This window comes from Massilia solisilvae (assembly GCF_024753215.1).
GTDB classification, from domain to species: Bacteria; Pseudomonadota; Gammaproteobacteria; order Burkholderiales; family Burkholderiaceae_D; genus Telluria; species Telluria solisilvae.
In genome coordinates this window covers 112,217-132,332 of sequence record NZ_JANUGV010000006.1, presented here as the reverse complement: position 1 = coordinate 132,332, position 20,116 = coordinate 112,217, and the positions used below count along the sequence as shown (strand labels likewise).

At 66.6% G+C, this 20,116-nt stretch carries 19 protein-coding genes; 4 read left to right on the top strand and 15 right to left on the bottom strand.

The features are described from left to right. Positions 1-93 precede the first annotated feature (93 nt). The 4 genes from NX773_RS18885 to NX773_RS18870 all read left to right on the top strand — a co-directional run bounded on the left by NX773_RS18885 (position 94) and on the right by NX773_RS18870 (position 9,163). On the top strand, positions 94-2,025 hold the full coding sequence (locus NX773_RS18885) for a S9 family peptidase (RefSeq protein ID WP_258857839.1): 1,932 nt from the start codon (positions 94-96) through the stop codon (positions 2,023-2,025). Continuing rightward, entirely contained in the window at positions 2,022-6,146 is a 4,125-nt protein-coding gene (locus NX773_RS18880; RefSeq protein ID WP_258857838.1) for a DEAD/DEAH box helicase, read from the top strand. Before NX773_RS18885 ends, NX773_RS18880 begins: the two co-directional genes overlap by 4 nt. Before the next feature lie 104 nt (positions 6,147-6,250). Beyond that, positions 6,251-8,158: a DUF885 domain-containing protein gene (locus NX773_RS18875; protein WP_258857837.1), complete on the top strand. Its 1,908-nt coding sequence runs from the start codon at positions 6,251-6,253 to the stop codon at positions 8,156-8,158. Between the two features lie 207 nt (positions 8,159-8,365). Next, positions 8,366-9,163, top strand: a complete 798-nt coding sequence (locus NX773_RS18870) for a CsgG/HfaB family protein (protein WP_258857836.1) — start codon at positions 8,366-8,368, stop codon at positions 9,161-9,163. A gap of 60 nt (positions 9,164-9,223) precedes the next feature. On the opposite strand, the gene tatC is transcribed toward NX773_RS18870, so the two are convergent. The 15 genes from tatC to murA all read right to left on the bottom strand — a co-directional run bounded on the left by tatC (position 9,224) and on the right by murA (position 20,115). Continuing rightward, positions 9,224-9,979 (bottom strand): twin-arginine translocase subunit TatC, encoded by a 756-nt coding sequence (gene tatC, locus NX773_RS18865; protein WP_258857835.1) that lies wholly within the window; start codon positions 9,977-9,979, stop codon positions 9,224-9,226. Next, the gene (gene tatB, locus NX773_RS18860) at positions 9,980-10,471 is read right to left on the bottom strand and encodes a Sec-independent protein translocase protein TatB (protein WP_258857834.1); all 492 of its coding nucleotides are present in this window, start codon (positions 10,469-10,471) and stop codon (positions 9,980-9,982) included. It lies immediately after the preceding gene. A 16-nt stretch (positions 10,472-10,487) separates the two neighbouring features. Further along, positions 10,488-10,733, bottom strand: coding sequence for a Sec-independent protein translocase subunit TatA (gene tatA, locus NX773_RS18855; protein ID WP_258857833.1), 246 nt, complete (start codon positions 10,731-10,733; stop codon positions 10,488-10,490). 84 nt (positions 10,734-10,817) lie between these two features. Then, positions 10,818-11,192, bottom strand: a complete 375-nt coding sequence (locus tag NX773_RS18850; RefSeq protein ID WP_258857832.1) for a histidine triad nucleotide-binding protein — start codon at positions 11,190-11,192, stop codon at positions 10,818-10,820. Between the two features lie 129 nt (positions 11,193-11,321). Beyond that, a complete protein-coding gene (locus tag NX773_RS18845) occupies positions 11,322-11,660 on the bottom strand; it encodes a phosphoribosyl-ATP diphosphatase (RefSeq protein ID WP_258857831.1) in 339 nt (112 codons plus the stop codon). Between the two features lies 1 nt (position 11,661). Next, positions 11,662-12,081, bottom strand: a complete 420-nt coding sequence (gene hisI / locus NX773_RS18840; protein WP_258857830.1) for a phosphoribosyl-AMP cyclohydrolase — start codon at positions 12,079-12,081, stop codon at positions 11,662-11,664. 10 nt (positions 12,082-12,091) lie between these two features. After that, entirely contained in the window at positions 12,092-12,853 is a 762-nt protein-coding gene (gene hisF, locus NX773_RS18835; RefSeq protein ID WP_258857829.1) for an imidazole glycerol phosphate synthase subunit HisF, read from the bottom strand. Positions 12,854-12,857: 4 nt separating this feature from the next. Continuing rightward, positions 12,858-13,634, bottom strand: coding sequence for a 1-(5-phosphoribosyl)-5-[(5-phosphoribosylamino)methylideneamino]imidazole-4-carboxamide isomerase (gene hisA, locus NX773_RS18830; protein WP_258857828.1), 777 nt, complete (start codon positions 13,632-13,634; stop codon positions 12,858-12,860). 31 nt (positions 13,635-13,665) lie between these two features. Further along, on the bottom strand, positions 13,666-14,304 hold the full coding sequence (gene hisH / locus NX773_RS18825) for an imidazole glycerol phosphate synthase subunit HisH (protein WP_258857827.1): 639 nt from the start codon (positions 14,302-14,304) through the stop codon (positions 13,666-13,668). 29 nt (positions 14,305-14,333) lie between these two features. Next, complete coding sequence (gene hisB / locus NX773_RS18820; protein ID WP_258857826.1) at positions 14,334-14,924, bottom strand: imidazoleglycerol-phosphate dehydratase HisB; 591 nt, start codon at positions 14,922-14,924, stop codon at positions 14,334-14,336. Positions 14,925-14,944: 20 nt separating this feature from the next. Then, complete coding sequence (gene hisC / locus NX773_RS18815; protein ID WP_258857825.1) at positions 14,945-16,036, bottom strand: histidinol-phosphate transaminase; 1,092 nt, start codon at positions 16,034-16,036, stop codon at positions 14,945-14,947. Further along, the gene (locus tag NX773_RS18810) at positions 16,033-16,863 is read right to left on the bottom strand and encodes a DNA-methyltransferase (RefSeq protein ID WP_258857824.1); all 831 of its coding nucleotides are present in this window, start codon (positions 16,861-16,863) and stop codon (positions 16,033-16,035) included. The genes hisC and NX773_RS18810 overlap by 4 nt, the downstream gene beginning before the upstream one ends. Then, positions 16,860-18,182 (bottom strand): histidinol dehydrogenase, encoded by a 1,323-nt coding sequence (hisD, locus tag NX773_RS18805; RefSeq protein WP_258857823.1) that lies wholly within the window; start codon positions 18,180-18,182, stop codon positions 16,860-16,862. Before hisD ends, NX773_RS18810 begins: the two co-directional genes overlap by 4 nt. 2 nt (positions 18,183-18,184) lie before the next feature. Then, positions 18,185-18,856, bottom strand: a complete 672-nt coding sequence (hisG, locus tag NX773_RS18800; protein WP_258857822.1) for an ATP phosphoribosyltransferase — start codon at positions 18,854-18,856, stop codon at positions 18,185-18,187. Positions 18,857-18,864: 8 nt separating this feature from the next. Continuing rightward, the gene (murA, locus tag NX773_RS18795) at positions 18,865-20,115 is read right to left on the bottom strand and encodes a UDP-N-acetylglucosamine 1-carboxyvinyltransferase (protein ID WP_258857821.1); all 1,251 of its coding nucleotides are present in this window, start codon (positions 20,113-20,115) and stop codon (positions 18,865-18,867) included. Position 20,116: the final 1 nt, after the last annotated feature.

Genomic DNA, 20,116 nt, shown 5'->3' with positions numbered 1-20,116 from the left:
CAGACAATAAAAGGCGTGGGGAAAGCAGCTATTATCGCATCCCCGGACGCGCACTTATAATGCAGTTCCAGCCAACCGATTTCGCCCCTTCCCATGACCGCCTCGAACCGCAAACAGGCCGCGCCGTGCGGCACCTGGAGTTCCCCGATCACCGCCCACGTCGTCGCTGCCGGCGCCGCGCCGCTGTCGCAGGTCATGCTCGACGGCGCCGACGTGTACTGGCTGGCGGGCCGCGCCAGCGAAGGCGGCCGCAACACGCTGCTGCGCCAGCGCGCAGGCGCCGTGGAAGAAGTCACGCCCGCCCCCTTCAACGTACGCACCCGGGTGCACGAATACGGTGGCGGCGCGTTTGCCGTTGCCGGCGGCGGCGTGTGGTTCTCGCATTACGCCGACAGCTGCCTGTACCGCATTGGCGCGGACGGCGAGCCGGCGCCGGTCTGCGCGGGCGGCACCCTGCGCTACGCCGACTTCGTTGCCGATGCGCCGCGCAAACGCCTCGTTGGCGTGCGCGAGGATCACGGGGCCGGGCACGCCTACCCGGTCAATACGATCTGCGCGATCGGCTTTGACGGGCGCGAGACCGTGCTCGTGGACGGCAACGATTTCTATGCCGCGCCGCGCATCTCGCCCAACGGGCGCCAGCTGGCCTGGCTGTGCTGGGACCACCCGCGCATGCCGTGGCAAGGCACCGAGCTGTGGCTGGCCGACATCGCGGGCGACGGCAGCCTGCTTAACGGCCGGCTGGTGGCCGGCGGGCCGGGTGAGTCGATCTGCCAGCCGGAGTGGTCGCCGTCCGGCGTGCTGCATTTCGTGTCGGACCGCACCGGCTGGTGGAACCTGTACCGGTTCGACGGTGGCGTGGTGGCCGCGCTGTGCCCGCGCGAGGCCGAATTCGGCAGCCCGCACTGGACCTTCGGCGGCTCGATGTACGGCTTTCGCTCGGCGTCCGAGATCATCTGCACCTACATTGAACAGGGCGTGAGCAAGCTCGCGCGCCTGGTCGACGGGCGGCTTTGCCCGATCGACCATCCTTACCAGGAGATCCGCGAGCTGCGCGTTTGCGGCGATACGCTGGCGATCCTGGGCGGTGCGCCGACCATTGCGCTTGAACTGGCGCGCATCGACCTGGCCCGCGGCACGCGCGAGGTACTGGCGCGGTCGATTGCCAACGTGCCGGACGCCGGCTACCTGTCGGTGCCGCAAACCATCAGCTACCCCAGCGCCAACGGCCGTACCGCGCACGCATTTTTCTACCCGCCGGCCAATGCCGACTTTGAACCGGCCGCCGGCGAAAAGCCGCCGCTGATCGTGATCGGGCACGGCGGGCCGACCGGCATGGCCAGCAGCACGCTCAAGCTCGCAACCCAGTTTTGGACCAGCCGCGGCATCGCCGTGCTGGACGTGAACTACGGCGGCAGCACCGGCTTTGGCCGCGCTTATCGCGACGCACTCGAAGGCCAGTGGGGCGTGGTGGACGTGGAGGACTGCGTGGCCGGCGCGCGCTACCTGGCCGACCAGGCACTGGTGGACCGCGAACGGCTCGTCATTCGCGGCGGCAGCGCGGGCGGGCTCACGACGCTGTGCGCGCTCACCTTCCACGACGTGTTCAAGGCCGGCGCCAGCTACTACGGCGTGTCCGACCTGGCGGGGCTGGACGCGGACTCGCACAAGTTCGAGTCGCACTACAACGAGTACCTGATCGCGCCCAAAGGCGAGGCCGATGCCGTGTACGCCGAACGTTCGCCGATTCACCACACCGACAAGCTCAAGCGCCCAATGATCTTTTTCCAGGGCCTGGACGACAAGGTCGTGCCGCCGCAGCAATCGGAGGTGATGGTGCAGGCGCTGCGCACACGCGGCGTGCCGGTGGCGTACATCACGCTCGAAGGCGAGGGGCACGGTTTCCGCAAGGCCGACAGCATCGTGCGCACGCTCGAGGCCGAGCTGTACTTCTACCTGCGCATCTTCGGCATTCCCATCCCGCAGGGCCTGGCGCCGGTGGCGATCGAGAACCTGGCTGCATGAGTACAAGGGAGGCGTTCGAGGCCTGCAGCGCGCGGCAGAAAAACATCCTTGCCTTGCTCGCGCTGACGGGCGAGCCGATGGGCAGGAGCCGCCTGTTCAGCCACGTCACTTCGCTTGACGCGTTCGCATCGGAAGACGATCTTGCCGCGGACCTGGCGCGGCTGCAGGCGCTGGGCCTTGCCAGCATGGTGACGGGGCGCGGCGTCGTCGCCGCGCTTGACGCCACCTGGCCGGCGATCGACCAGGTGCTCAGGGAGCGGCGGCTGGACGAGTTCCGCGAGGTGTACGCGCAAATGATGCCGCTGCGACTGGACTGGCAGGGCACGCCGATGCTGCGCAGTTATCGGCAGGGCCTGGCCTTGCTGCGCCTGGCGCTGATCGGCGGCGAGGGGCCAAAGATCGTGGGCCCGCTGCTGGCCGCATGCCTGCGCTGCCACGAGGCCGCCTACCTGCACCCGCTGGTGGAGATCTGCGCCCGGCCTTTCGAACCTGCGCTGCTCGACCGCATCAATCCGGCCCTGCGCGACGACGTGCTGGCCGTCCTCGTCAAGAACGTCCAGCGCGAACCGGCCGCCGCACCGGCCATCCGCGAGCATGCCATCGACTACGTGGCGCAGGGCGGCGCCTCCATGGCGCTGCGGGTGGCGCTGGCCGAGCAGCTGCTGCTGTGCGCTCGCCTGTCCGAGATGGAAGCCCTGCTGCACGACCTGGACGATTCGGCCGACCTGTTTTTCCGCGGCCTGCTGCTCCTGCTGCGCGACGAGCTCGAACCTGCACTGGACACGCTGGACAAGGCGCTCAAGGCGTTGCGCCGCGAGACCGGCAAGCGCAAGGCCATCTTCGAAGGGATTGGCGGCCACCTCTACGCGACGGCCATGATGAGAAGTGGCGCGGCCAAACACCAGAAGGCGCTCGACGCCTACCTCGACACGGCTACGCGCGCGGTGCAGAGCCACGACACGGCGGTGTACCAGCAGCTGTCGATGCTGCGCCAGATCCGCGGCGGCCTGGTTGACGCCGAGGTGCTCGCCTCGCGCAACTGGGAAAGCGCGCTGCAGCCCTTCATGTTCCGCGCCCTGCTCCACTTCTGGCTTGGCGTGCCGCTGTCCGCCGACCGACGCGCGCAGGCCGAACAGAACATCGAACTGGCGCGGCAGGCGGGCTTCGACTTCATCGCGGCGCAACTGGCATCGGTGCTGGGCGGCCTTGGCGCGGTGGGGCGCGAGCGCGAGGCGATCGAGCTGCGCCAGCGGCACCGATTTTCTGACATGGCACTGTGGTTCGAGCGCGAACAGCCGTGGGAACGCCAGCTCAACGCGCTCATCAGCCTGCAGGCCGAGGCCCCGGCCGCGCCGGCGGAGCAGGAATCGCGGCTGGTGTGGCTGATCGCCTACGACCCGCACCTGGGCGTGCGCGACATCGAACCGCGCGAGCAGAAGCGCGACGCGCAAGGCAACTGGACACGCGGGCGCGCCGTGGGCCTGAAGCGCCTGGTCGAAGAGGCGGCCACGCTCGACTTTTTGACCGCGCAGGACATGCAGGCAGCCAGCGCCATCGGCGGTTACCGCTACTACGGCAGCGGCGTGCGCTACGAGTTCGACCTGGACAAGGCGCTGGCCGCGCTGGCCGGCCACCCGCTGCTGTTCTGGATGGATGCGCCAGGCACGCGGGTGGAGCTGCTGCCGGGCGAGCCGGAGCTGCTGGTCAGGGCCGGGAACGGCAAGGTCACGATCATGCTGCAGCCGCCGCTGCGCGAGCAGCGCGGCGAGGTGGTCATCACGCGCGAGACGCCCACGCGCCTGCGCATCGTGCGCATCAAGGAAGAGCACCGGCGCATTGCGGCCATCGTCGGCGATGGCCTGGTGGTGCCGCTGGAAGCCGAACGGCAGGTGCTGAAAGCCATCGGCGCGGTGTCGTCGATCGTGACGGTACAGTCCGACATCGGCAGCAGCGCCGCGGACATTGAACAGGTGCCAGCCGACGCGCGCCTGCACGTGCATCTGCTGCCCTACCAGCAGGGCCTGCGCATGCAGGTGCTGGTGCGCCCGCTGCCCGACGCCGGCCCTTACTACCGGCCCGGAGAAGGCGCCGAGAGCGTGATCGCGGACGTATCCGGCGTGCGCATGGAAGCGCGGCGCGACCTGAACGGCGAGCGCGACGCCGAGCGCGCGCTGGTCGGCAGCTGCCACGCGCTCGAACACGCCGAATTCGAACATGGCGAATGGCTGCTGGCCCAGCCGCTGCGCTGCCTGGAACTGCTGGCCGAGCTGCAGGACCTGGACGCCGGCAAGGTCGTGGTGGCGTGGCCGGACGGGCAGTCGTTCAAGGTGAGCAAGCGGGTCGAGGCCAAGTCGGTGCGCATCAACATCAAGCGCGACAAGGACTGGTTCGCGGCCGAGGGCAGCCTGGTGGTGGACGAGAACAAGGTGCTGGACCTGCGCGCCCTGCTCGAGCGCCTGCGTGAAGGCGACGGCCGCTTTGTCGCATTGGGCGAGAACGAGTTCGTGGCGCTGTCGGCCGAGCTGCACCGGCGCCTGATGGACCTGGCCGGCTTTGGCGAACTGAAAGGCGACGGCGTGCGCGTGCACGCGCTGGCCAGCTTTGCGTTGGAAGAACTGGCGCGCGAGGCGGGCAGCGTGAAGACCGACAAGGCATGGCGCGAGCACCTGTCGCGCATGCAGGAGATCGAAACCTTCGTGCCCAGGCTGCCGGGCACGCTGCAGGCGGAGCTGCGCGACTACCAACTCGACGGCTTCAACTGGCTCGCCCGGCTGGCGCACTGGGGCGTGGGCGCGTGCCTGGCCGACGATATGGGGCTCGGCAAGACGCTGCAGGCGCTGGCCCTGATCCTGTCGCGCGCGCCGGATGGTCCGGCGCTGGTGGTTGCGCCGACCTCGGTGTGCACCAACTGGATCGCCGAAGCGGCGCGCTTTGCGCCGACGCTGAACGTGAAGCTGTTCGGCCCCGGCGAGCGCGCGCCGATGCTGGACGAAGCCGGCCCGTTCGACCTGATCGTGGCCAGCTACGGCCTGCTGCAGCTGGAAGCGCCGCTGTTCGCGAACCAGCGCTGGCACACCATCGTGCTGGACGAAGCCCAGGCCATCAAGAATGCGAACACGCAGCGCTCGAAAGCGGTGATGGCGCTGCAGGGCGACTTTCGCATGGTCGCCACCGGCACGCCGCTGGAGAACCACCTGGGCGAGCTGTGGAACCTGTTCAGGTTCATCAACCCTGGCCTGCTGGGCACGGCCGACCAGTTCCAGCTGCGCTTTGCCGGCCCCATCGAAAAGGCGCAGGACAAGCGGGCCGAAAGCAGCGCCCGCGCGCGCCTGCGTCGCCTGACCCAGCCGTTCATCCTGCGCCGCACCAAGGCGCAAGTGTTGGCCGAACTGCCGCCGCGCACCGAGATCGTGCTGCCGGTCGAGCTGTCGGAACAAGAGCGGGCGCTGTACGAATCGCTGCGGCGCGAGGCGCTGGACAAGCTGGCTTCGCTCGAAGCGCCACAAAGCCAGAAGGCGATCGCGATCCTGGCCGAGATGATGAAGCTGCGCCGCGCCTGCTGCAATCCGGAGCTGGCCGCGCCCGGCCTTGGCATCGCAAGCAGCAAGCTGGCCGCATTCGCGCACCTGCTCGACGATCTGCTCGAGAACCGCCACAAGGTGCTGGTGTTCAGCCAGTTCGTCGATCACCTGTCGCTGATCCGCAAGCACCTGGACGAGCGCGGCATCGCGTACCAGTACCTGGACGGCGCCACGCCCATGCAGGAGCGCAAGCGGCGCGTGGACGCGTTCCAGGCCGGCGAAGGCGACGTGTTCCTGATCAGTTTGAAAGCCGGCGGCGTGGGCATCAACCTCACTGCGGCCGATTATGTGATCCACATGGACCCGTGGTGGAACCCCGCGGTCGAAGACCAGGCTTCGGACCGCGCGCACCGCATGGGCCAGCAGCGGCCCGTGACCATCTATCGGCTGGTCGCGCGCGGCACGATCGAGGAAGGCATCGTCGAACTGCACCAGCACAAGCGCGAGCTGGCCGACAGCCTGCTCGAAGGGACCGACGCGGCGGCGCGCATGTCGCCGCAGGACATGCTGGCGATGCTTGGCCAGGGCCTGGCACGCTGACCTGGCCGGCGCCGGCGCTGGCGCGGCGGCGCGTTCCATGTGATGATGCGGTTTTTGCGGACCCGGCAGTTCGGGGCTCCGCGCGTAACTACAAGGCCGCAGAGATGATGAAAACGAAGATCGCCCTGGCCGTGCTGCTGTCCACCTTTGCGCTGGCGCCCGCGAGCGCCGCCAAGCATGGCAAGGCAGCCAAGGCCAAACCAGCGAAGGTCGCCAAAGCCAAGGCGTCCGGCAAATCGACGAAGCACGGCGCCGCGAAAGCCAGCATGGCAAAGGAGAGTGCCCCGAAGGCGGCACCCGCGAAAGCGGTGGCAGTGCAGCCGGCAGCCGAGCGCTGGCCCGACCGGCAGTTCGACAACCTGTCCATGCAGTTCCTGACCGCGCTGTGGCGCATCGACCCCGAGGGCGCGATCGAAGTGGGCAAGTTCGACACCGCCGCCCGCGTGTCCATTCCCGACCGCGAGACGCGCGCCAAGCGCCTGGCCTTTACCGACGAATGGCTGGAGAAGCTGCGCGCATTGAAGTCCGAACGGCTATCGGCCAAGCAGCGCACCGACCAGGCGCTCCTGATCAACAAACTGGAGAACGACCGCTGGCGCCTGACCACGTTCAAGGAGTTCGAGTGGAACCCGGCGCAGTACAACGTGGCGCAATCGCTCGACCTGATCATGAACACCGAGTACGCGGCCAAGCCCCAGCGGCTGCGCACGATCCTGAAGCGCCTGGCGCGCGTGCCCGACTACTACCGCGCGGCGCAGTCGTCGATCGTCAATCCGACCCACGAGCACACGCTTCTGGCGCTGGCGCAGGCGCCCGGCACGCTGGTGGTGCTGGCCGACCTGGGCAAGGCGGCGCAGGATGACACCAGCCTCACGCCGCAGGAAAAGGCGATCTTCGCGCAGCGTGTGGCCAATGCGGGCAGCGCGCTGCTGGCGTGGGTGGAGTACCTGGCGGACCTGGACAAGTCGCAGCAGCAGATGCAGCATGCGCGCTCGTTCAGGATCGGCAAGCAGCTGTATGAGCAGAAGTTCGCGCTCGAGATCCAGTCGTCCAGCACGGCCGAGCAGACCTACCGCAAGGCGCTGGCCGCGCGTGACGAGCTCCTGGCGCGCATGGACACGCTGGCCGATCAGCTGTGGGCCAAGACCATGGGCAGCGCAGCCAAGCCCGAGGACCGCATCAAAAAGATCGGCATGGTGATCGACAAGCTGTCCGAGCACCACAGCACGCGCGAGAACTTCTTCCCCGAGATCCGCCGCCAGATCCCGCTGCTGCAGGAGTGGGTGACCTCGCATAACCTGCTGGCGCTGGACCCGAAGAAGCCGCTGGAAGTGCGCGAGACGCCGATCTACCAGCGTGGCGTGGCAGGGGCCAGCATCGATGCGCCGGGGCCGTATCGCCCGCGTGACAAGACCTGGTACAACGTCACGCCGATGGACGGCATGAGCGCGGCCCAGGCCGAGAGCAGCCTGCGTGAGTACAACGACTGGATGCTGCAAATCCTGAACATGCACGAGGCGATCCCGGGCCACTACGCGCAGCTGGTGTACGCGAACCGCTCGCCGTCGCTGGTCAAGTCGCTGTTCGGTAACGGCGCCATGGTCGAGGGCTGGGCGGTGTATGGCGAGCGCCTGATGCTCGACGCCGGCTATGGCGACAACGCGCCCGAGATGTGGCTGATGTGGTGCAAGTGGAACCTGCGCAGCGTGACCAACACCATCCTCGACTACAGCGTGCACGTGCTGGGCATGACGCAGGAGCAGGCGCTGGACCTGCTGGTGCGCCAGGCCTTCCAGACGCGCCAGGAAGCCGAGGAGAAGTGGCGCCGCGTGCAGCTGTCGTCGGTGCAGCTGACCAGCTATTTCAGCGGCTACAGCGACATCATGGAACTGCGCGAGAAGCGCAAGCAGGCACTGGGCGAGCGCTTCGACCTGCGCCAGTTCAACGAGCAGTTCCTCAGCTACGGCAACGCGCCGGTGCGCGTGATTGGCGAGCTGATGCAGCAGCAGTAGTACCACGTCGTCCCGTCGCACGACGGGACCCATGCTGAGTTTGCCGGCGCTGCGGCTTCGTTATGCTCAGCATGGGTCCCGATCTGGGTCGGGACGACGGCTTTTGGGCTTGCCTCAAGGCCCTGCTTGCGTCCGGACAAGCGGGAAATGTTTTCTGGTGGATACGATACCCAAGGTCTCCCGCCAAACATTTCCGAAAGGTATCTCATGAAGCCGCCCCGGATCGCCTGCCTGTTCCTTCCCATGCTGCTGGCCGCCTGCGCCACCACCCCGTCGATCGGCTCGTCGGGCGCAAAGACCGTCGCCACCGGCGCGGCAGCGGGCGCGACTGGCGAAAACGTCAACAGCCAGCTCGAACACTGCCCGCAATCCCTGGGCACGCTGTCAATCATGGAAGAGGCCAGCCAGCCCTGGTTGCAGCAGATGTCGGCCGACTACCGGCTGCGCAGCACGGTGCCGCTGCTGCGCATGATCGTCCAGCAATCGAACTGCTTCGTGATCGTCGAGCGTGGCCAGGCGATGGCCAACATGCAGACCGAGCGTGCGCTGATGCAGGGCGGCGAGCTGCGCCGCACCAGCAACTTCGGCAAGGGGCAGATGGTCGCGGCCGACTACACGATGACACCGTCGATCACCTTCAGCCAGAAGGACACGGGCGGCGTCGGCGGCCTGTTGGGCGGGCGCATTGGTTCGGTGGCCTCGCTGCTGACTGGGGCGATGAAATCGAATGAGGCCTCGACCATGCTGTTGCTGGTGGATAACCGCTCCGGCATCCAGCTGGCCGCCGCTGAAGGCAGCGCGCGTAACTGGGACATCGGCATGATGGGGACCTTCTTCGACCGCGGCGTGGCGGGCGTGAACGGCTTTTCGAGCACGCCGCAGGGCAAGGTGCTGGCGGCATCGTTCATGGATTCGTACAACCAGATGGTGCGCGCCGTGCGCAATTACCGGGCGCAATCCGTTGCCGGCGGTTTGGGCAACGGGGGGATGCTCAGGACGAACTGAGCCAGGCGGGCCTGCATACCGTTGTTGAACGCGTGGGCGGGAGACCCGCCCACCCTACGCTCAGGCGGCCTCTTCCGGCGACCGCGTGGCCCGCACAAAAATCGGCGCCACCAGCATGCCCAGCTCGTACAGCAGGCACATCGGGATCGCGAGCGACAGCTGGCTGACGATGTCCGGCGGCGTCACGATGGCTGCGACCACGAAGGCGCCGACCACCACGTAGGGGCGGATCGAGCGCAGCTTCTGCAGGCTGACGATGCCCATGCGCACCAGAATCACCACCACCACCGGCACCTCGAACGTGGCGCCGAAGGCCAGGCACATGGACATGACGAAGTCGAGGTAGTTGTCCACGTCCGGCGTGACGGCGATCGAGGTGGGCGCGAACTCGCTGATGAAGTGGAACACGCGCTTGAACACGAACACGTAGCAGAACGCCACGCCCAGCACGAACAGCAGCGACGACGAGATCACCAGCGGCAGCACCAGCCGCTTTTCGTGCGCGTACAGGCCCGGCGCGACGAACGCCCAGATCTGGTAGAACACCCACGGCAGCGCGATGATCAGGCCCAGCAGCAGCGTGAGCTTGAACGGCACAAAGAACGGCGCCACCACGCCGGTCGCGATCATCTTGGACCCGACCGGCAGCGACTCGATCATCGGGGTGGCCAAAAAGTCGTAGATTTGCGCCGGCCCCGGCCACAGCAGCAGGACCAGGCAGACGAGGGCAACGCCGATCATCGCCTTGACCAGGCGGTCACGCAGCTCGATCAGGTGGGAAATGAAGGACTCTTCGCCCGAGGCTTGGTCGGTCATCTAGAAAAACGATCTGTTGGATTTGGCGGCGGGGCGGTACTTGCGCACGCGCGCGGCGCCCGACATCACCCGGCCACGCACGCCGTTGCGGCTCTTGTACCAGGCCGGAATGGCGGAGCTGCGCACCAGCTTTTTGCGGCGGAAGTCGCGCGCCTTGCGCTCGAGGTCGGTGACGGTGGCAGACGGCGGAGGTGGTGCGGCCGGAGCGTCGCCGCGCCAGGCCGATTCGACCTCGCTGATGCTGCTGGAGACGCTTTTCTCGACCTCGTCCTTGAACGACTGCGCGGTCTGCTCGACATCTTTTTGCAGGTTGCGCAACTCCTCCAGCTCGATTTCCCGGCTGACTTCGGATTTGACCTCGTTCAGGTAACGCTGGGCGCGACCGTACAAGGTGCCGGCCATGCGCGCCACCTTGGGCAGCTTTTCAGGGCCGATCACCACCAGCGCCACCACGCCAATCAGCGCGAGCTTGGAAAGACCGAGATCGATCATGGAACGCGGTCAGGTATCAGTGACGAGTCTTTTCGCGCGTTTCCACGTCGATGGTCGTCTGGTCAGCTACCTGCTGCGGCGGCTGCGGCTGGGCCGGCTGGCTGGCAGCCGGCTGCTTTTCCTCGTCGTTACGCATGCCGTCCTTGAAGCCCTTGACGGCCTTGCCCAGGTCGGAACCCACGTTACCCAGCTTCTTGGTGCCGAAGATCAGCACTACCACCACCAGCACGATCAGCCAGTGGCCAATACTTAACGAACCCATTGTTTTCTCCTTGCAAGGGCGCATCCCGCCCAAGAACCAACCGACAGTATAAGCGATGCGCTGCTGCCGTGGACAGAACCGGGGTTAAGTTCCGAGTCCGCGCCACGGACGCGGGCCGCCATACACGTGCAGGTGCAGGTGATAAACCTCCTGGCCGCCGTTCGGGCCGCTGTTGATCAGCGTCTTGAAGCCGCCGCTGCGGTTGCCGTCGGCATCTTGCTGCACGGCGATACCATGCTCGGCGGCCAGCTTGGGCGCCAGCGCCAGCATTTTGCCCAGCAGGGCGGCGTGGCTGTCGTTGCAGTCCGACAGCGTGGCGATGTGTTGTTTTGGGATCACCAGCAGGTGCACCGGGGCGGCCGGGTTGATGTCCTTGAAGGCGAGCAGGTCGTCGTCTTCATAGACCGTGGTGGAGGGAATTTGTTTTGCGGCGATCTTGCAGAAGATGCAGTTGTCCATGTTGTCCTCCGTGCGTCGTCCCCGCGAAGGCGGGGACCCATGCTGAGCGTGCGGTATGGCGACGGCAACTTTGTCGCGAACTCAGGATGGATTCCCGCCTGCGCGGGAATGACGTTGTTTAATGTTTCGTCATTCCTTGCGCGATGCTTTTTCTTCCAGGCCCGACAGCCCTTCGCGCCGGGCCAGCTCATCCAGCACCTGCTGCGGGGTCAGGCCGAAATTGGCCAGCATGACCATCGAATGGAACCACAGGTCGGCGCATTCGTACAGCACCTTGGACGCGTCGCCAGACACGCGCGCGTCCTTGGCCGCCATCACGGTCTCGGTGGCTTCCTCGCCGATCTTCTTGAGGATGGCGTCGTCGCCCTTGGCGAACAGCTTGGCCACATACGACTTGGCCGGGTCGCCGCCGTTCTCGATCTTGCGCGATTCGATCACCTGCGCAATGCGCGCCAGGGTTGTGCTCATGTTATTTCTTCGGGTTGGTATAAATCATTTCCGGATCGCGCAGCACGGGCTCCACCGTGTGCCAGTCGTCGCCCTCGAACTTCTGGAAGAAGCACGAATGGCGGCCGGTATGGCAGGCGATGCCGCCGGCCTGCTCGATTTTGAGCAGCACCACGTCGTCGTCGCAGTCCAGGCGAATCTCGAGCACCTTCTGCACGTGGCCGGACTCCTCGCCCTTGTGCCACAGCTTCTTGCGCGAGCGGCTCCAGTACACCGCCTCGCCCAGCTCCACCGTTTTGGCAAGCGCGTCGCGGTTCATCCAGGCGAACATGACCACGTCGCCGGTCGCCACTTCCTGGGCGATCACCGGCACCAGGCCGTGCTCGTCCCACTTGATCTTCTTGAGCCACTTGGCGTTCGCCGCCGCGGTCGATGGTGCCATCGTTGTTCCTTCAGTCCAGCCGCACCGGGATGCCGCGCTCGCGCATGAAGCGCTTGGCTTCGCCGACCGTGTGCTGCCCGTAGTGGAAGATGCTGGCGGCCAGCACCGCGTCGGCGTGACCCTTGGTGATGCCGTCGGCCAGGTCCGCAAGGCCGCCCACGCCGCCGGAGGCGATCACGGGAATGCCGACCGCGTCGGAGACGGCGCGGGTCAGGCCCAGGTCGAAACCGGACCTGGTGCCGTCGCGGTCCATGCTGGTCAGCAGCAGCTCGCCAGCGCCCAGCTCTTCCATTTTGCGTGCCCATTCGACGGCGTCGAGCCCGGTCGGGTTGCGCCCGCCGTGGGTGAACACTTCCCACTTGCCGGGCGCGACCTGCTTGGCGTCGATCGCCACCACGATGCACTGCGCGCCGTGCTTTTGCGAAGCGTCGTACACCAGCTGCGGGTTCTGCACGGCCGAGGTGTTCATCGACACCTTGTCGGCGCCGGCGTTGAGCAGGCGCCGCACGTCCTCGACCTTGCGCACGCCGCCGCCCACGGTGAGCGGAATGAACACGGTCGATGCCACCGCTTCGATGATCGGCAGGATCAGGTCGCGGCCATCGCTGGACGCGGTAATGTCGAGGAAGGTGATTTCGTCCGCGCCCTGCTCGTCGTAGCGGCGCGCGATCTCGACCGGGTCGCCGGCGTCGCGCAGCTCGGTGAAGTTGACGCCCTTGACCACGCGGCCGCCGGTCACGTCCAGGCAGGGGATGATGCGTTTTGCAAGCATAAGCTTAGGCTTCGGTGCCCTCGGTCAGTTCGTCGGCGCGCTGCTGCGCGCTGGTCAGGTCGAGCGTGCCTTCGTAGATCGAACGGCCGCAGATGACGCCCTCGATGCCTTCGTCCTGCACGGCGCACAGGGCCTCGACGTCGGACAGGTTGTGCACGCCGCCGGAGGCGATGATCGGCACCTTGACCGCCTTAGCCAGCTTGACGGTGGCGTCGATGTTCACGCCGGCCATCATGCCGTCGCGGCCGATGTCGGTGTACACGATCGACTCCACGCCGTAGCCCTCGAACTTCTTGGCCAGGTCGATGACCTCGTGGCCGGACATCTTGCTCCAGCCGTCGGTGGCAACCTTACCGTCCTTGGCGTCCAGGCCGACGATGATGTGGCCCGGGAAGGCGCCGCAGGCGTCGTGCAGGAAGCCCGGGCTCTTGACCGCCGCGGTGCCGATGATGATGTAGCTGATGCCGTCGTCGAGGTAGCGCTCGATGGTGTCGAGGTCGCGGATGCCGCCGCCCAGCTGGACCGGGATCTCGTCGACCTCGTTCTCGACGGCGAAGTCCTGCACCACCTTGAGGATCGACTTGACCGCCGCTTCGTTCTTGGGCTTGCCGGCAAAGGCACCATTCAGGTCCACCAGGTGCAGGCGGCGCGCGCCTTTCTTCAGCCAGTGCAGCGCCATCTCGGCGGGATCTTCGGAAAACACGGTGGCGAGGTCCATGTCGCCCTGTTTCAGGCGAACGCAGTGACCGTCTTTCAGGTCGATGGCGGGAATCAGCAGCATGGTCGTTGACGTTGGGTTGGACAGGTTGGGATCAAGGATTCCAGTGGACGAAATTGCGATACAGGCGCAGGCCGGCGGCCGCGCTTTTCTCGGGGTGGAACTGGGTGGCGACGACATTGTCCTTCGCCACCGCGCAGCAGAACGGCGCGCCGTAGTCGGTCTCGCCGATCGTATCGGCCGGATCTTCCGGCACCGCATAGTAGCTGTGCACGAAGTAGAAATAGCTGTCGTCAGGGATGCCTTCCCACAGCGGGTGCGCGCGCACCTGCTTCACGCGGTTCCAGCCCATCTGAGGGACCTTGAACCGGGAGCCGTCCGGCTGCAACTTGCCGTCCAGCGCGAAGCGCACCACGCGGCCCGGCAAGAGGCCCAGGCCCGGCGTGTCGCCTTCCTCGCTGAGGTCGAACAGCATCTGCTCGCCCACGCACACGCCCATCATCGGGCGCGATTTGGCGGCGCGCAGCAGGGCTTCTTCGACCCCTGACTCGCGCAGGCTCTTCATGCAGTCGCGCATGGCGCCCTGGCCGGGCAGCACGATGCGGTCCGCCCTGTCGATGGTGGCCACCTCGCCCGAAATGACGACGCTGGCCTCGGGCGCGACCGCGGACAAGGCCTGCGCCACGGAGCGCAGGTTACCCATGCCGTAGTCGACCACTACTATCTTGTTCATATCTGAAAAATCCGGGGGCCGGTGTCTGGTTACAGGCTGCCTTTGGTGGACGGAATGGTGCCAGCGGCGCGTTCGTCAAGCTCGGTGGCCATGCGCAGCGCGCGGCCGAAGGCCTTGAACACGGTCTCGCACTGGTGGTGCGCGTTCTGGCCGCGCAGGTTATCGATGTGCAGGGTCACGCCGGCATGGTTGACGAAGCCGCGGAAGAATTCGCCGGTGAGGTCCACGTCGAAGGTGCCGATCATGGCGCGCGTGAACGGCACGTGCAGCTCCAGGCCCGGGCGACCGGAAAAATCGATCACCACGCGCGAGAGCGCCTCGTCCAGCGGCACGTAGGCATGGCCGTAGCGGCGGATACCCTTCTTGTCGCCGACCGCCTTGGCCACGGCCATGCCCAGCGTGATGCCGGTGTCCTCGACCGTGTGGTGCGCGTCGATATGCAGGTCGCCAACCGCCTCCACCTCGAGATCGATCAGGCCATGGCGGGCAATCTGGTCGAGCATGTGGTCGAGGAAGGGCACGCCGGTGTTCAGCTTTTGCTTGCCGGTGCCGTCGAGGTTGATCGCGACGCGAATCTGCGTCTCGTTGGTGTTGCGCGTGATTTCAGCGGTACGGCTCATGTTGGAAATGCTCTGTCAGTTCAACTCAGCGATGCCTTCAGGGCATTCAGGAATACGGAATTCTCTTCCGGCGTGCTGACCGTGACGCGGATGCAGCCGGACAGCAGTTTGCCCATTTTACTCAAATTTTTGATCAGCACCCGATCCGCGAGCAGTTTGTCGACAGTCTTATCCGCATCGGGTACCCGCACAAGCAGGAAATTGGCGGCCGACGGGAACACCTGCACGCCCGGCAGAGCCGACAGTTCGCGCTGCAGCCGGGTGCGTTCCTCGTTCAGGCGCGCGGCCTGTTCGTCGAGCACGCCGACGTGGTCGAGCGCGAACTCGGCCGCGGCCTGGGTCAGCACGTTGACGTTGTAGGGCGGGCGCACCTTCTCGAACTGCGCCAGGAGTTCCGGCGCGGCCGACATGTAGCCCAGGCGGATGCCGGCCAGGCCCAGCTTGGACAGGGTGCGCATCACGATCATGTTCGGGTGCTGCGGCAGGCGGCCCATGAAGCTCTTGCGGGCAAACGGCTGGTAGGCCTCGTCCACCACCAGCAGGCCATGTTCGCCCTGGGCTTCGGCGATGCGCACCACGTCGGCGTCGTCCGGCAGGTTGCCGGTCGGGTTGTTCGGATAGGCCAGGTACACCACCACCGGCTTGTGCTCGGCAATCGCGGCCAGCATGGCCGGCATGTCGAGCGTGAAGTCTTCCTTGACCGGCACGCTGACGAAGTCCATGCCGGTCAGGCGCGCGCTGCGCTCGAACATCACGAACGACGGGTACGGCGCCAGCACCACGGCGCGGCGGTCCTGGCGCGCGAGCGCGGTGTCGATGATGCTGATCAGTTCATCGGAGCCGTTGCCGAGCAGGACGTCGAAGCCTTCCGGCACGCCCATCCTGGCGCATACGCGCTCCTTGAGCGTGGCGTACGAGGCCAGCGGATAGCGGTTGATGACCACCTCGGCCAGGCGCTCGCCCAGTTCGCGGCGCAGCTCGCGCGGCAGCTCGTACGGGTTTTCCATCGCGTCCAGCTTGATGTAGCCGCTGGCGTCGGGCACGTGGTAGCCCTTCTCGGCGCGCACGTCGGCGCGAATGGTGTTGGCGATCAGGTTGTCGAGAAAGCTCATGCCGTTCCCTCCTTTTGTAGCGGCGCGGCCTTGGCCGCGGCCTTGCGTTTCCTGGCGACTGCCGGCGCCATGTCGGGCGCGGCCAGCCGCGCTTCGATGATCTCGCAGTAGGCGGGATTCAGTTCAAAACCGGTGAAATTGCGGCCAGTTCGCTTGGCCGCGAGCGCGGTGGTGCCGCTGCCCATGAACGGGTCGAGCACCACGCCGCCTTGCGGGCACGAGGCCTTGACCATGCGCTCGATGATCTCGAGCGGCTTTTGGGTCGGGTGGTCGGCGCGCTCGGGATGCTCGCGGTGCAGGCGCGACACGCTCCACACGTCCTTGGGGTTGTAGCCCACTTCCAGCCACTTGGCGCCAACGAAGATGGAGCGCGAGCGCGCCTTCTTGGTCTCGGGGTCGTACGGGATGCGCACGGCGTCCAGGTCGAAGTAGTAATCGCGGCGCTTCACAAAAAAACCAATCGTGTCGTGCACCGACGAGAAGCTGCGCGTGCTGCCGCCCATCGAGGGCACGCGGCGGTCCCAGATGATCTCGTTCATCATCGTCATGCGCTTTTTCAGCATCACGAAGATCTCCGGCGCAAAGCGCCAGGTCAGGAAGATGTACAGGCTGCCGTTGGGCTTGAGCTTGGGGAGCGCGGTATCGATCCACTGCTCGGTCCAGGCCAGGTAGTCCTCCACGCTTTGCTGGTCCGAGGCGTTGCCGTAATCCTTGCCGAGGTTGTAGGGCGGGTCGGTCAGGATCAGGTCGATCGAAGCATCCGGGATGCGCGCCATGCCGGCCAGCGCATCCTCGCAGAAGACCTGGTTGACCCAGCCCGCACTCATGAGGCGGGCTTCAGGCGCAGCTCCGCGCTCCTGGCGTGGGCCTGCAGCCCTTCGCCGTAGGCCAGTTCGGCGGCCACGCGCCCCAGCACCTGGGCGCCCGCTTCGCTCACATTGATGACCGAGGAGCGCTTCTGGAAGTCGTACACGCCCAGCGGCGACGAAAAACGCGCGGTGCGCGAGGTCGGCAGCACGTGGTTCGGGCCGCAGCAGTAGTCGCCCAGCGACTCGGACGAGAAGCGGCCGAGGAACATGGCGCCGGCGTGGCGGATCTTGTCGGCCCACTGCTGCGGGTGCTCGGCCGAGATTTCCAGGTGCTCGGCGGCGATGGCGTTGGCGATCGCGCAGGCTTCGTCCATGTCGCGCACCTTGATGAGCGCGCCGCGGTCCGACAGCGAGGTCTCGATCGTGGCGCTGCGCGGCATGGCCGGCAGCAGCTTGTGGATGCTCGCCTCCACCTTCGCGATGTAGTCGGCGTCCGGGCACAGCAGGATGGCCTGCGCCAGCTCGTCGTGCTCGGCCTGCGAGAACAGGTCCATCGCCACCCAGTCCGGGTCGGTGGTGCCGTCGCACAGCACCAGGATTTCGGACGGGCCGGCGATCATGTCGATGCCCACGGTGCCAAACACGCGGCGCTTGGCGGCGGCCACATAGGCGTTGCCGGGGCCGACGATCTTGTCCACGGCGGGAATCGTTTCGGTGCCGTAGGCGAGCGCCCCGACCGCTTGCGCGCCGCCGATGGTGATCACGCGCGTGACGCCGGCGATCGCGGCGGCAGCGAGCACCATGCGGTTCTTGACGCCGTCCGGGGTCGGCACCACCATCACGATTTCCTTGACCCCCGCCACCTGTGCCGGAATCGCATTCATCAGCACCGACGACGGATAGGCGGCCTTGCCGCCGGGGACGTAGATGCCCACACGGTCGAGCGGGGTCACGCGCTGGCCCAGCACGGTGCCGTCAGGCTCGGTGTAGGTGAAGCCGTTCAGTTCCTGCTTCTGGCGCTCGTGGAACACGCGAATGCGTTCGGCCGCCGTCTGCAGCGCGGCGCGCTGCGCTTCGGGCAGCGCGGCCAGCGCTTCATCCAGTTCTTCTTGCTTGAGGTCGAACGCGGCCATGCTGGCGGCGCCGCCGGGAATGCGATCGAAACGGTTGGTGTATTCCAGCACGGCGGCGTCGCCGCGCCGCTTCACGTCCGCGAGGATCTTTGCGACCGCGCCTTCGATCGCATCGTCGGTCTCGGCTTCAAAAGCGAGCAGCGCCGACAGGGTTTGCTTGAAGTCGGGCGCGGTGGAGTCGAGTTTGCGGATTTGTACTGCCATGATCAGCCTTGTGTCCTTGATGCGCGCTCGAACGCGTCGAGAATCGGTTGCAGCCGCTCGCGCTTGAGCTTGAGCGCGGCCTGGTTCACCACCAGCCGCGACGAGATTTCCATGATCTTTTCGACTTCGACCAGGTTGTTGGCGCGCAGCGTGCCGCCGGTCGAGACCACGTCCACGATCGCGTCCGACAGGCCCACCAGCGGCGCCAGCTCCATCGAGCCGTACAGCTTGATCAGGTCCACGTGCACGCCCTTGGACGCGAAGTGCTCACGCGCGGTGTGCACGAACTTGGTGGCCACGCGCAGGCGCGCGCCCTGGCGCACCGCGGTCTCGTAATCGAAGCCGGCGTTGACGGCCACCGACAGTCGGCAGCGCGCGATGTTCAGATCGATCGGCTGGTACAGGCCCTCGCCGCCGTGCTCGAGCAGCACGTCCTTGCCGGCCACGCCGAAGTCGGCGGCGCCATGCTGCACGTAGGTGGGCACGTCGCTCGCGCGCACGATCAGCACGCGCACGCCGGGGTCGTTGGTGGGCAGGATCAGCTTGCGCGAGGTCTCCGGGTTCTCGGTGACCGTGATCCCGGCTGCCGCCAGGAGCGGCAGGGTGTCTTCGAAAATGCGGCCTTTCGACAGCGCCAGGATGAGCTGCGGTTCAGCCGTATTGGTGGTATTCATATTCTTCGTTACTTGATGCGGACGATGTCCGCGCCCACTGCCGACAGCTTCACTTCCATCTGGTCGTAGCCGCGGTCGAGGTGGTAGATGCGGTCGATCAGGGTGGTGCCCTGGGCGGCCATGCCGGCGATGACCAGCGAGGCCGAGGCGCGCAGGTCGGTGGCCATCACGGGCGCGCCCACCAGCCGGTCCACGCCCTGGATGAAGGCGGTGTTGCCGTCGATTTCAATCGCGGCGCCCAGGCGGTTGAGCTCCTGCACGTGCATGAAGCGGTTCTCGAAAATCGTCTCGGTGACGCGGCTGGCGCCCTCGGCGATGGCGTCCACCGCCATGAACTGCGCCTGCATGTCGGTCGGGAAGCCCGGATACTCGGTGGTGCGGAACGAGACGGCGCGCGGACGCTTGTCCATGCGCGCGCGTATCGTGTTCTCGCCCAGGGTCAGTTCCACGCCCATCTCGCGCAACTTGTCCAGCGCCACGTCGAGGATGTCGGTGCGGGTGCGGGTGAGCACGATGTCCCCGCCGGTAGCCGCCACCGCGCACAGGAAGGTGCCGGCCTCGATGCGGTCGGAGATCACGCCGTGGCTGGCGCCCTTCAACTCGTTCACGCCCTGGATCACCAGGCGGTCGGTGCCGATGCCGTCGATCTTCGCGCCCATCTTCACCAACAGGTGCGCCAGGTCGGTCACCTCGGGCTCGCGCGCGGCGTTTTCCAGTACCGTTTCGCCCTCGGCCAGCGCGGCTGCCATCAAGAGGTTCTCGGTGCCGGTCACGGTGATCATGTCGGTGTGGATGCGCGCGCCCTTCAGGCGGGCGCACTTGGCGTGGATGTAGCCGCCTTCGATGCTGATCTCGGCGCCCATCTGGCGCAGGCCCTTGATGTGCTGGTCCACCGGGCGCGAGCCGATCGCGCAGCCGCCCGGCAGCGAGACCTTGGCTTCGCCGAAGCGCGCCAGCAGGGGGCCGAGCACCAGGATCGACGCCCGCATGGTCTTGACCATTTCGTAAGGCGCGACCAGGTTGTTGATGTTGGCGCCGTTGAGGGTGACGCTTTCGCCGTCCTGCTCCACCGACAGGCCGGTCTGGGCCAGCAGCTTGAGCATGGTCTTCACGTCGTGCAGGTGCGGCACGTTCGTCAGCTTCACGTCCTGCGCTGTCAACAGGCCCGCGCACAGGATCGGCAGCGCCGCGTTCTTGGCGCCGGAGATGGCGATTTCGCCTTGCAGGCGCTTGCCGCCCACGATCTGCAGCTTGTCCATG